This is a genomic window from Myxococcales bacterium (assembly GCA_016703425.1).
In the GTDB taxonomy this organism is placed as follows: domain Bacteria; phylum Myxococcota_A; class Polyangia; order Polyangiales; family Polyangiaceae; genus JADJCA01.
This window is the reverse complement of sequence record JADJCA010000007.1, coordinates 607,938-620,384: the sequence shown is the minus strand read 5'-3', so window position 1 is coordinate 620,384 and position 12,447 is coordinate 607,938. Positions and strand designations below refer to the sequence as shown.

General features: G+C 68.3%; 9 protein-coding genes and 1 pseudogene. 5 read left to right on the top strand and 5 right to left on the bottom strand.

Annotated elements, in window-relative coordinates; translation table 11 throughout:
• The first annotated feature begins 3 nt into the window (after positions 1-3).
• Together IPG50_14610 and IPG50_14605 are read left to right on the top strand one after the other, a co-directional pair.
• Complete coding sequence (locus IPG50_14610) at positions 4-2,436, top strand: protein kinase (protein ID MBK6693420.1); 2,433 nt, start codon at positions 4-6, stop codon at positions 2,434-2,436.
• On the top strand, positions 2,427-3,275 hold the full coding sequence (locus IPG50_14605; protein MBK6693419.1) for a hypothetical protein: 849 nt from the start codon (positions 2,427-2,429) through the stop codon (positions 3,273-3,275). The genes IPG50_14610 and IPG50_14605 overlap by 10 nt, the downstream gene beginning before the upstream one ends.
• On the opposite strand, the gene IPG50_14600 is transcribed toward IPG50_14605, so the two are convergent.
• Together IPG50_14600 and IPG50_14595 are read right to left on the bottom strand one after the other, a co-directional pair.
• Complete coding sequence (locus IPG50_14600) at positions 3,272-4,150, bottom strand: flagellar biosynthetic protein FliR (GenBank protein MBK6693418.1); 879 nt, start codon at positions 4,148-4,150, stop codon at positions 3,272-3,274. The genes IPG50_14605 and IPG50_14600 overlap by 4 nt on opposite strands.
• A 68-nt stretch (positions 4,151-4,218) precedes the next feature.
• On the bottom strand, positions 4,219-6,405 hold the full coding sequence (locus tag IPG50_14595; GenBank protein ID MBK6693417.1) for a hypothetical protein: 2,187 nt from the start codon (positions 6,403-6,405) through the stop codon (positions 4,219-4,221).
• Between the two features lie 244 nt (positions 6,406-6,649).
• Between IPG50_14595 and IPG50_14590 the strand changes: the two genes are divergently transcribed.
• Positions 6,650-7,588, top strand: a complete 939-nt coding sequence (locus tag IPG50_14590; GenBank protein ID MBK6693416.1) for a hypothetical protein — start codon at positions 6,650-6,652, stop codon at positions 7,586-7,588.
• Between the two features lie 34 nt (positions 7,589-7,622).
• Here IPG50_14590 and IPG50_14585 read toward each other — a convergent pair whose 3' ends face one another.
• Together IPG50_14585 and IPG50_14580 are read right to left on the bottom strand one after the other, a co-directional pair.
• Positions 7,623-8,879 (bottom strand): multicopper oxidase family protein, encoded by a 1,257-nt coding sequence (locus tag IPG50_14585; GenBank protein MBK6693415.1) that lies wholly within the window; start codon positions 8,877-8,879, stop codon positions 7,623-7,625.
• Positions 8,880-9,122: 243 nt separating this feature from the next.
• The gene (locus tag IPG50_14580) at positions 9,123-9,539 is read right to left on the bottom strand and encodes a CBS domain-containing protein (GenBank protein ID MBK6693414.1); all 417 of its coding nucleotides are present in this window, start codon (positions 9,537-9,539) and stop codon (positions 9,123-9,125) included.
• Between the two features lie 293 nt (positions 9,540-9,832).
• Here IPG50_14580 and IPG50_14575 point away from each other — a divergent pair.
• Both IPG50_14575 and IPG50_14570 read left to right on the top strand, forming a co-directional pair.
• Positions 9,833-11,026: pseudogene (locus IPG50_14575) on the top strand (acetyl-CoA C-acetyltransferase).
• Positions 11,027-11,302: 276 nt separating this feature from the next.
• Positions 11,303-12,010 (top strand): hypothetical protein, encoded by a 708-nt coding sequence (locus IPG50_14570; protein MBK6693413.1) that lies wholly within the window; start codon positions 11,303-11,305, stop codon positions 12,008-12,010.
• A 12-nt stretch (positions 12,011-12,022) separates the two neighbouring features.
• On the opposite strand, the gene IPG50_14565 is transcribed toward IPG50_14570, so the two are convergent.
• The gene (locus IPG50_14565) at positions 12,023-12,325 is read right to left on the bottom strand and encodes a hypothetical protein (protein MBK6693412.1); all 303 of its coding nucleotides are present in this window, start codon (positions 12,323-12,325) and stop codon (positions 12,023-12,025) included.
• Between the last annotated feature and the right edge of the window lie 122 nt (positions 12,326-12,447).

The window sequence follows — 12,447 nt, the reverse complement described above, 5'->3', positions numbered from 1 at the left end:
CCCGTGACGCCGGTCGCCGCTCCGACCATGAAGATCTGTCCCTCCTGTCAGGGGCATTTCCCCGCCGACGGACTTTTCTGTCCCAACGACGGCAGCCGCTTGTTGCCTATCACCGAGATGGGCTCGGTCCCCGGCAGCGGCAACCACGGCCAGGCAAAGGACCCGTACCTCGGGCGCGAGATCCTCGAGCACATCGAGATCAAAGAGCTCGCCGGCATCGGTGCCATGGGACGCGTGTACCGAGCCTTCCAGAAGGGGATCGATCGCGACGTCGCCGTCAAGATCCTTCACCGCGAGCTGAGCGCGAACCCGCAGCTCGTGGGGCGCTTCCTCCGCGAGGCGAAGGTCGCGTCGCGGCTGCAGCACCCCAACGTCGTCCACGTGCTCCTGAGCGGTCAGCTGCCCGATGGCGCGCTCTACATCGTCATGGAGTACCTGAACGGCGAGTCGCTCCACGCTGCGCTCACCGGCGACACGGGTATCTTCGACTTGGCGCGCGCCCTCCACGTGACGCTCCAGCTCTGCGACGCCGTGGGAGAAGCGCACGTGCAAGGCATCGTGCACCGGGACCTGAAGCCCGAGAACGTCATGCTCGTGCGCCGGGGACAGGACGCCGATTTCGTGAAGGTGCTCGACTTCGGGATCGCTCGACTCAACTGGAGCGAGCAGTCGATGGCGACCGCCACGGGGCTTATCTTCGGCACGGCGCGGTACATCTCGCCGGAAGGAGCCCAAGGTGAGAAGGTCGGGCCACCGGGCGACGTCTACTCGATCGCGACCTTGCTCTATCAAATGCTCGCGGGGCGCACGCCCTTCGAAGGGCAGCAGGCCGTCGGACTCCTGATTCAGCAGATCCACGAGCCACCGCCGCCGCTGCGCTCCCATCACGCGGCGCGCGAGGTGCCGCCGGCTATCGCAGACGTCGTCATGCGCGGCCTCGCGAAGGCTCCGGCGGAGCGGCCCGACGGCGCGCGCGCTTTCGGTCGCGCCCTCGTCGATGCGGCCCGCGCCAGCGGCGTCGCCGCCGATGATTATTATGCGCGCTCTCTCTTCGCGTCGCCGTCGACGACCGGCCGTGCCGCGGCGCCACGAAGCGATCCCGCGTTGCCAGCCCTCCCCGCCAACGTGACCCCTCACGCGCCGTCGCAATCGACGCGAGACGTAAACGAAGTGCCTCTCGCTGCGCCGACGGCGAAGTGGACGCCGCCGGCGGCGGTGCAAGCGCAGCTCGCCGCCATTGCACAGGAGCGCAAGGACGCCCGGCCACGCGAGAGCCAGCCGTCGGTCGACCCGACGCTCGACGATGACGACGTGCACCCCGGCATGCGCGCGCGCACCGACTTTGCGACGCCCTCGCCGACGCTGGTCTCACCGACCAACGGCACGGTGCGGCTCGCGTCGTCGCCGGTGCTCCTGCCTTCGTCGGACCGCGCCGGCCCGACAGGGACCGTTCCGCTGAAGAGCGACGACGAAGAGGTCGTGCGAGCGAGAGCGACCATCGCCGAGGGGCGCGGTCGCGACACCGCGTTCGCCTCGGCGCCGTCGTCGGCCGACGTTCAGACGGTCCCTCCCGCTGAGCCACGGGACGTTCGGCGGCGCATGCCGACCTTGGCCATCGTCGTGCTGTGCTTCTTCGTCGGCGTCGGTGGGGCGCTCGCCCTGCACCGCGCCGGTGCGCTGCAGAAGCTTGGCGGAGGCGGGCACGTCGTCACCGCGCCCTTCGAGGAACACGCGGCGCGCATCGAGGCGGCCATGCGCGAGGAGCGGTGGGATGCACCGCCGGGAGAAAATGTGCGGGAGCTCTTTGCCGTCGGCTTCGCCAAGTGGCCCGCCGAGCCGCGCCTCGTTGCGCTACGGGGGCGCGCCACCGATGCGCTCGTGAAGCGAGCCGTCGTTGAGAAGCAGGCGCGAGAGATCGCGAAGGCCGCGCGTCTCGCGGCGCTCGCCAGTGCTCTTGCGCCGGAGAACCCGACGACGCGCGCTCTCGCCGACGAGTACGCGCATGAGCTGGAGGCGGTCGCGCCGCCCCTCGCCACGGTGGTTCCTGCGCCGCCCACGCTCGCGACCGGCAAGGGCCCTACGCCGAGCGCGGCGACGAACGCTGCCAAGGTCGTCCTCGACACGTCCCCCGCGAAGGCCCGCCTCGGCCAGCCGGTGCAGCTCGTTGCGAAGGTTCAGGCAAAAGGAGCCATCACCGATGGCGTGTTTCTCGTGCTCGGCGCGGGGCAAGCGCAAGGCACGAGGCTCGTTCCCATGAGCGACGGCGCCACCTTTCGGACCGCCTTCACCTTCCTCGAGGCGGGTCGCTATGAGATCTCCTTCACCGCCAAGGCGGATGGCTCCGTTGTCCGAACCGCGAAGACGCTCGCCATTGATGCGGCAACGCCCGAAGCGGCGCCGAGCGCCGCGCCGGCGGGGAGCGTGAAATGGCTTTGATCACTCCTCGCCTCGCGCGACCCTTCCTCGCGGCGTTACCCGTCGTGTCGCTCTTCGTGTCGCTCGAGGCGCGCGGCGACGCCGCGTCGAACGCTCCCTCGTCAACCACGACGCCGGCGGCCGGCGCTGACGCGAGCACCACCGGAAGTGCGAGTGCGAGCTCGCCCGACGAGACGTGGATCGGGTCATCGGTGCGACCGAGCTTGCTCGACCAGCCGCACACGGTGGCCGAGTTCGAGCTCGGTGTGATCGCGCTGCCCACGGCGCCGATCTCGCCCTCGCAACGCGGTGGCGACACGCCCATCGGGACCATCGGCAAAGGCGACGCGACGCTGCTTACGGGGTTGCATCTCATCTACCGAGGCAGCCCCGAATGGGCGCTCGGTGCGGGCTTCCTCTTCGCGCCGCGGCCAACCTCTGACGAAGAGAGCGGGGGGCGTTCTCAGATCCCGCGGTCTCATTCGCGGAGCTACCTGGTGGTGGGCACGGAAGGTCGGTATTTCCCCTTTCGGTATCGGCTCGTCGAGGCATGGGTGGGGGTCGCTGGCAGCGCCGTCGTTGTGGCTGACCGCTACGACTGGGATCGGGCCGCGGCGGTGCCGTCGATCATTGGCAGTCGAACGGTGACGATCTCGACGGAGGGCTTCGCCATCGCCGTGCAAGCGGGCGCATCGTGGCTCTTCGCGGAGCGCTGGGCCGCCGGCGTTACGGCGCGCGCGTCGCGGTGGATCTTGCCGCAGGAGCCGAGTTGCTCGCCCGTCGGCGACTGCGCGACCCTCACAGGCACCGTGGAAGCCTTCGAGCTGGGACTCACGCTCGGGTACCGAATTCCGCTTTAGTGGGGCCTGGCCGGCCCCCTCAGCCGCGCTTCGCGGCGGCTGAGCCTCCCCCAGCCGCACCACGCCTCCGGCGGGTGCTCCGCGACGGCCCGCAGGGGGCCGCGCGGATGTTGACTGAAAGGTTGGCTGACCGCCTGCGCTGACGCGCAGCTCCCCACTAAAATAGAACGATCATTCGGTCGAGGGCGAGGGCGGCGATGGCCAAGAGCGCGAGGCTCTTTAGGGGGCCCACGATCGCGTCGATGTGGGCCGGCGAGGCGGCACGCGCGATGAGAGACGCGCCGACCTCCAAAACAAGCGCCGCACAGAGCATCGGAGCGGCCACGGAGATCGCGAGCGCGGAGCCCTGCACGAGGGTGCGCGTCACCGACAACACGATCGAGGGCTCCAGCGGCGCCGTCAGCAGGAGGAGCGCGCGCGCAGGCCCCCGACGCGAGAAAGAGTGACGCCGCCGCCAACGAAAACAAGATCCCGAGCGGGGAGGTTCGACCCTCGACGGTCGGGAACGACAACGTTTCCTGCGCGCCGCGCAGTTGATCAGCGAGCCCGCCGGCCATCGTCATGGCCCAGAGCGGCGTGGCGGTAGCGACGGCAGCGGGCACGCCGCGCAAGAACTCGAGCCACAGCGTGGTGGCCGTCGCATCCATGGCTGCCGTCGTGGTCTCGGCGGCGGCGGCGGCTATCGTTGGGTAAATGACGGCCGCGAAGGAGAGCCCGAGCGTGGCGCGCACGGGCGTGGGCAGCACACGAAGGCCGAAGGCCGGCACCAACGCCACGAGCGGCGTCGCGCGTGCCCAAGCGCGTCCGACGACGGCGAGGTCAAGCCCCGCCTGCGCGAACGCGTCCATGAGCGCCGAGACGACGTCGGGGGCCACGGTTCGTCTCTATAACCCCATCTGTGCGGCGTCCGCGACCCATCATTTCTCGCGCCGGCGCGACCTCGTCACTCGGGATCGTTTCGAACGGTGATGCTCCAGTTGTTGAACTGACCGCCGCCCTTGGGGCATTCATCGCAACGATCGAGCGTTGCGGCGGCGGCGCTTCGGCCCATGTCGACCATCGTCGCGGCCACCAGCCCATGCGCGTCACGCGTCACCACTTTGTTGCCGATGACCTCCCAACCGCCGGCGCGCTGCTCGGCGACGGGGCAGAGCATGTTGCGCTCATCCAAGACCTGGCAGACCTCGGTGAGGTTGAACACGAAGCTTTTGTCGGCAAGGGGGCCGGTGGGCACCGTAGCCTGCGGGTCGAGCACGATGCCGCGACTCGGTGCGCACGAGCCGCGCGTGCCGGCGGCGCGGGCCTCCGCATAGAGGCTCGTGCACTTGTTGTCGTAGGGCATCGTCTCGAGGCTCGAAAGCTCCGTGCCCTTGTACATCTCGGGCGTGTGGAGCAAGAACATCGTGTCGGCGACGTCGACGCTCGTGGCCCGCAGCTTGATCCGCGTGCCGGGGCCGAAGGTGTCGGGGCCCGGCGTCGCATCGAAGCGTCGATGCGTTCGCTCGCCGCCGTTGGGCACCGCGTAGTGCGGATAAGTGCTCGTGTCGGCGCCGCCTTGCGCGAACTCGTCGGTTCCTTGATCGCTTCCGAGGCACGCGTCGGCGTTCGACGCGAGGTCCGACGACGAGAGCATCTCGCAGTTCAAGACCGTGCCCACGTAGACCATGTCCGAATCGGCGCGGTCGGCTTGATCGATCCAGATGCGCGGCGGAACGAACATGTTCTTGACGAACTTGGCTTCGATCTCGCGGAGCACCGCCGCGGGCGTCTTGCCATCGAGCGCGATGCCCGCCTCGGCCACGAGCGCGGCCATGGGCTTGTCGCCGGATGGCGTCGTGAGCTCATGGCTCGCCACGTAGTCCCGCGTTTCGCTTTCGCCCGCGCCGTAAGCGTCGCCCCACGCCTTCATGTTCTTAGGGCTCGCGACGCTCGCCGGCGCTGCGCCGGCAAGGGCGGGCGCGGCTTCTTTGCCCGGCGCGTCGCCGAACTTGAGGGACTTGAGGCCCGCTGCGAGCTGCGCTTGGACGTCGGGGCTCTTGGCGATGCCGCGCCTCGCCTCTAGCGGGAGGTCCCGGTACGTCGCGTCGAGCCACGCGCTCGTCATCTCGCTCGCCGTGTACGGATCGAAGATCATCTTTCCGACGCCGCGAAGGCTCTCTTGCCCTCGCGCAAGCTCGCTCTTGTCGAGCATGCCGTCGTCGCGTCGGTACTCGGTGCGCTGGAAGGTCGCCCAGCTGGCGCCGAGCGACGCCGCGTTGAAGGGGTAGTTCACGCCGAGGTTCAGGCTCGCGTAGGCGAGCCCCGAACAATAGAGCGGCGCGATCTCCTGACCGGCCACGGCCTTCTCGAAGACCTTGGTCGTGAGGTCTTCGCGCGTGCGCACCGTCAGATCGAAGAAGCCCGAGAAGGGGGAGAGGTCATCGTTGATGAAGGCCCAGCCGCGGGCCGCGAGGCCGTAGGCCTTTGAGGTTTCGGCCGACGTGCCCTTCGGCTGGTAGCGAAAGACGTGAAACGGCATGTGCACGCTCGGCGCGTGGTTGTAGCGAGGCCCGTAGTTGTTCGGGTTGTCGACGTGATGGACGTGCGTGCGGCCGTCCTTCTCGTAGTCGTAGTGCATCGCCACATGGCTCGCGCGGCGGTCCATCACGCCCTTCGGATCGGTCGACTCGGGATGAAAGTACGTGAGCACATCGCCGTTCTGCAGCATGCGGCGGAGGTGCACTTGCTTCGACGGGTCGGTGTTCTTGAGCAGCGGGATGATGTGAAGGCGTCGACCTTTGGGCCCGATGATCTTCTTTTGCCCGCCCTCGGTCGTGAGCACCGCGGGCATCTCAGCGTTCGCGGCCACCGGCGAGTGATCGCCCTCGAAGCCGAACGTTTGATCCCAAACGATGCCGGGCACCTTGGGCGAGACCTCGTCGCCGCCGAGGCCGAGGAAGTACTTGGAGGTCTTGCCGTAGAGGCGCGCGGCCTTGTCGAGATCGACGACCCAATCGCCAGCCTTCGCGAAGGGGATGGCGTCGTCGTCGGTCAGCGCATCGCCGGCGCTGTCCACGGCTTCGGAGGAGCTGGAGCAAGCGAGGGCGAGGGGAACCAGGGCGGTCGCCAGCAGGCAGTGGAGGGGGCGCATTTTGCCTACCCATGCACACATTACGCCCGCGCTCGGCACGGTCTTTCTGCGGGCTTTTGACTGCGAGCACGCGTCTCGTGGGGCGCGCGTGCACCGGCTCGCGGGGCCGTAAACGGTTTCGCTTAACGCTCAGTGCTTCCGCGACGGCTGGCCACCTCGACTGACGGATCAGCCCCGTTTGTGGCCTCGCGAGCGTTAACGCTCCCATGGACCGGCCTTTGCGATGGCGCCCCGTGAGGTACCGATGCCCTCGCGTCCGCTCTCGCTCTTGTCCTGGTCGTCGTGTCTCGTAACGGTGCTGCTTGCCGGCTGCGGTGCCTCCGCGCCCACGGAGGAGTGGCCCACGCTGACCGACGAGGTGCCCATCACCGACGCGGCAGGCCGCGCGGAAACGCCACCCATCGCCCGTGGCGACGCCGGCGAGAAGCCGAAGGCGGCCGGCACGGAGACCGCGTGCAACGGCATCGACGACGATCAAAACGGCGTCGTCGACGACGTGGACGTCGGCAAGGATGGGATCTGCGATTGCCTCAAGGTCGGGCTCCTCGGTGCGCCGGGCACGGCCGGCGTCGGCGACGTCTTTCATGCGTGGCTCGCGGCGCGGAGCAGCGCCGGCGTGGCCGAGCTAGGGGCGCAAGTTCTCACACCGGAGCTCCTCGCGCCCCTTCAGATCATCGTTGCCCAGGACGTGCGAAACGGCGGCCGCGTCTACGCGCCGTCGGAGGTCGCGGCGCTCGAGGCTTGGATCAAGAAGGGCGGAGGCTTCATGACGCTCACCGGCTTCGCCGACCCGAGCGAGAACGCCAACGTCAACACGCTGCTCGGGCCGCACGGGATCTCCTACGGGACGCAGCCCATCTTGTACGTGGGCGGCAGCACGATGCCCGTCACCGGTTGGGTCGCGCACCCCGTCACGGAGGGCATCACGCGCATCGGCGCCGACAACGGCTACGCGGTGCTCGGCGCGGGAACTGTCATCGCGCGCGAGGGCGGCCACGACGTGCTCCGCGCCCTCGATGTTGGTGCAGGTCACGTCCTCGTGTGGGGCGACGAGTGGATCACCTTCGACAGCGAATGGAAGGGCCACACCGAATACCAAGTGGAGCGCTTCTGGCTCAACACGCTCAAGTGGCTCACCAAGGCCGGCCAGTGCCAAGTGCCGCTGCCGGGCTCGGTGAAGTGACCGCGTCTGTAGCCGAGGCCCCGCCGCGCTTGCGCTACTCGACGACGATCTCGCTCATCATGCCGAGCTCGGCGTGCTCGAGGTTGTGGCAGTGCGCCATCCAGCGGCCCGGGTTGTCGAAGTAAGCGTCGACCTCGACGGTGCTCACGCCGGGCACGAGCACCACGTCCTTAAGGCCCGGCTTCTTCGGGTCGCGGATCGTGAAGAACTGTCCGTGCAGGTGGAACGGATGTTCGGGGCCGATCTTGTTGGTGAGCTTGATGCGCACCGTGGCGCCGCGCTTGAACGTGAAGAGCGCAGCGTGCGGTTCGGTGTCGCTCATGTTGCCGGTCATGGCCTGGCCGTTGAGCTGCCACTCGATTTGACCGGAGGGCGTCTGCACCGCGTTGATTTCGACGCTCACCGTCTGATCCGGCGCGCGCGCTGGCAGCGGTTCGATGGCCGGATAATCGACGCTGCGCGGCGCGCCGCCGGGGGCGACGTCGACCTGGAAGGCCGGCACCGGATCGTCGACGATGTCTCCCTTCGCGTTCTGCGTCGGGATGTAGTTGGTGAGCTCGGCGATGCCGGCCTGGTCGTAGGTCACCTCGAAGTCGAAGCGCGCGCCCACGGGCAGCTCCAGCTTGTCCGTCACCGTGTAGGGCTGCGCCAAGAGACCGCCGTCGGTGCCGATCACCCGGAACGTCGCTCCCTTGATGCCGAGCACCATGGTGCGCGCGTTGGCCGTGTTGACGAGGCGCCAGCGCTCCACTTGCCCTTGTTTCGCCTCGCCGCGGTAGCTCTTGCCTTCGTGGCCGTTGGTGAGGAGCACATTGCCGTAGCGACCGTGCATGGCGTTAGGGCCAGAACGGAAGGGCTCGACGGCGAGCTGGCCCTTCGTGTCGAGGAGCACGTCGTCCAAGAGCAAGTAGCGCTCTTGATCGTAGGTCGGCTCGTTTTTGCCGCGGATGACGATGGGCGCGTAGAGGCCCGACTCGATCTGCTCGTTGGCGTGAACGTGCGGGTGGTACCAGAAGGAGCCCGCGTCGGGCGCCTTGAAGCGGTACGTGAAGGTCGCGCCCGGCGCGACGGGCTTCTGGATCCGAGGCGACCCGTCCATCTGGTCGGAGATTCGCAGGCCGTGCCAGTGAATCGTCGTGGGCTTCGACGAGCTGTTGGTGAAGTGGACGACGATCTCGTCACCGACGTTGGCTTCGAGGAGCGGGCCGGGCACCGAACCGTTGTAGGCGACGATGTTCGTCGTCTTGCCGTCCTGGTAGCTGATGGTCGTGGGCGCAGCCTCGAGCGCCACTTCGACGATGTTCGGATCGGGGTTGATGTCTTCGAACGTCGTGACGCCCCAAACGGGGGGCTTTGGGGCCCGCGTCGACGGCGGCTGCCGGCGGCGGCGCGTTGGAGGACGACGCGCTCGAACAAGCCGCGAGCCAAACCAAGGCGGCGCCCGCTAGCGACGATCGGAGGTTCATGGCCGTGGGGCTACCACGCCTCTCGGGCGGGTGCACGAGACGGGGGCGGAACGTGCCCCTTTCGGGCCTCAAACGGGGCCGAGCCGGCGCGTCGCGGCCACCGTGTCGATGAGGGCCCTCAAGGCGTCGATGACCGTGAACATCCCCACGACTCGCCCCGCTTCCATCACGACGGCGCAGCCGAATTTGGTGTCCAGCAGGTGACGCGCCACCTCGAGCATGTCGGTCCCTGGTTCGACCGTGTAGAGCTCCTTGGCGAACATCGCGTCGCCGACGCGAACGACGTCGCCGTCGAAGGGGCGAAAGGTCTCGGCGAAGTCGAGATCGCGTAGGGAGACGAGGCCCACGAGGTGGTGCAAGCCATCGACGACGGGGAGGTGCCGAATGCACTCGCGGCGCATGATGCGATGGGCCTCGACGACCGTCGTCTCGGGGCTCACCGTGGTGGGGCTCGTGGTCATGTAGCGGCGCACGTGGAGGTCCATGGGCGAGCGCCGAGCAAGTCTCTCGCCAAGACACGTACTTCTACGAAACTGCGGCGTCTCGCCCCCGCGCCCCTGCAGGCATTGCGCGCGGATGCAGTCGATGCAGAAGCCTTTGGCGCGGGGGCGCCGCTGCGCGCTCCGCCTTCCATCGCGCCCTCGCCCAATTTTCTGCCGCCACCGGCGGGCGCCGCCCCGCCCCCCCTTTACGCGCCGCGAAGAAGACGCCACATTCCCCGCCTCGGCCGCCGCGCACGCCGTTTTCGTGCTTCCCGCGGCCCTCGTAGGAGAGTCTCATGGCGAAAGTATCGAAGTCCCTCGTTGTCCTCGGCGCCAAGCGCACCGCCTTCGGCACCATGCTCGGAGCCTTGAAGGGCATGAGCGCGACGGACCTCGCGGTCCACGCGGCCAAGGCTGCGCTCGCGCAATCCGGCGTCGCCGCCGACAAAGTCGGTCACGTCATCGTCGGCAACGTCATGCAGACGAGCGCCGACGCCATCTACTGCGCGCGACACGTGGGGCTCAAGGCCGGCCTCCCCATCACGACGCCTGCGCTCACCGTGAACCGCCTCTGCGGCTCTGGCTTCCAGGCGATCATCAACGGCGCCGAGCAACTTCTGCTCGGTGAGACCGACGTCGTCCTCGTGGGCGGCACCGAGAACATGACGCAAGCTCCGCACGTGGTTCGCGGCGGTCGCGAGGGCTTTGCCTTTGGCAAGGCGCCGCAGATGGAGGACTCGCTCTGGAGCGCCCTCACCGACAGCTACTGCCAGACGCCCATGGCCGTGACGGCCGAGAACCTCGCGACGAAATACGGCATCACGCGTGAGCAGTGTGACGAGTACGCGATGGCGACTCAGAAGCGTTGGGCGGCGGCCAACGAAGCGGGCCACTTCAAGAACGAGATCGCCGGCATCGAACTCCTGAGCAAGAAGGGGCACCGTCAACTTCGCCACCGATGAGCACCCTCGCCCGCAGACCACCATGGAGACGCTCGCGAAGCTCTCGCCGGTCTTCAAGAAGGACGGCGTCGTGACGGCCGGCAACGCGTCGGGCATCTGCGACGGCGCCGCGATGCTCGTCCTCGCGACGGAAGACTTTGCAAAGGCCAACGGGCTAAAGCCCCTCGCGCGCATCGTTCAATGGGGCGTCGCGGCCGTCGAGCCCAACCTCATGGGCATTGGCCCCGCGCCGGCGATCAAAACGCCCTCAAGCGCGCCGATCTCAAGCTGTCGGACATGGATCTCGTGGAGGTCAACGAGGCCTTCGCGCCGCAATACCTCGCCGTCGAGAAGGAGCTGGGCCTCGACCGGGCCAAGACCAACGTGAACGGCGGCGCCATCGCCCTCGGTCACCCGCTCGGCGCCAGCGGCGCTCGCATCACCACGCACCTCGTCTACGAGCTCGCGCGTCGCGGCGGCAAATACGCCGTGGGCAGCGCCTGCATCGGCGGCGGGCAAGGTCTCGCCGTGCTCATCGAAAAGATGTAAGCGGCGTGTGCGTGGCGGCGGCCTGGCTCGGGCGAATGCCACGGGCCAGGCCGTTGGCGTTTAGGACGTCTATGTCGACGTGTGGTCAGTGTGCGGGGAAGCTTCGCGCCGCGCCGTCGTAGTCGGGGCATGCGCAGCCTCGTCTATCGGATCGTTCCCCTGCTCGCGTGCGTTTCCCTTGGTTGCGCGGGAGCTGATTCGACGGAACAAGAGGAGGCCGCCGCGGAGCTCGGCGCGCGAAGGGCCGGTTCTGGTGGGCCAGGGTCAGGCTTTCCCATGGGAGTCTTTACGGCAGGGACGCCGCCGGGCCCGAAGGCCTACGGCCCCGAGCCCACGGCAGGCCCGGCGCCCGCGTGCACGCTGGTTCCTCCGGCCTCCGGCGCAAACGCTCACCCAAATCTTCCAATGGGCGCCGTCAACGCAACCTTTGCCCTCACGCATGACTTCGTCCCCACCGCGAGCCTGGGGCCGCGCCGCTACGTCTCAACCTGCCGCCTTTGGGGCCAGAACCCGGGCGTCGTAAGCATCGATTGCGACACCGGCGGTCTCAAGATGTCGGGCACCTTGGACGGCGACGAGGTTGCGCTCGAGTACCGCGGCAAGGAGACGCGCAAGACGGTCGATCGAGCGTCGCTCTCGGTGACCTTCTACCGCCGTTGCGACAGCGTCTGGGCGCGTTCCGACTTCTCCCGCGAGAAGCGGAACGCTGGGACGCGCATCGACGACCGCCATCCGTTGCCCCAGGTGGCCACGGTGATTCAAGGCACTACGAACGCCGATCGCCTCTGGGAGACTTCGGGTCAGACGTGCGAGGAGAGCTGCGGCGCGCGGGGGCAACGTTGCCTGCAGGGGAGCGTCCTCGCGAGCCATTGGGGCGCCGCGTGCACGTTTTCGCCGCATGCGCGCCTCAGCTCATGCGGGACTCGCGCGGCCCAGACGAAGGACGCGTGCGCGCCCTTTCTTGAGTGCCTCTGCACGGAGTAGCTCGGCCGTTCGCTACGCCGCTTCCGCCAGCACGAGGCCGCTCGCCCGCGCTAGCTCCACATCGACGTTCGCGTCCGCGCGCTTTCCGGAGACGATGGCCCAGCGGACAGCGTTTTTCATCACGCGCACCGCGAGCATCGCGGCCGTCAGACTCGGAAAGACCCACGCGAGCGTGCCCGGCTCCGCGTTGTTCCAGCCGTAGACGACGAGCGTGACATGCGCTTCTGGCACGCCCGCCGGAGCGGAGCCGCGCCGCGAACGCGAGAGCGCGCTCGGAGCCGCGCTCTCCATCGCCTTCTTCAACCACCCCCGCATGCTCGTCATCGCTCGCTGCCGCCGTTTCGCTTTTTTCGAATGGAGCACGGCCGCCGCCGCACGGAAAGCGAGAAACGCCTACGCACCGTGTCATTGCTGCGAGTTTTCGCGCTCCGCGAGGT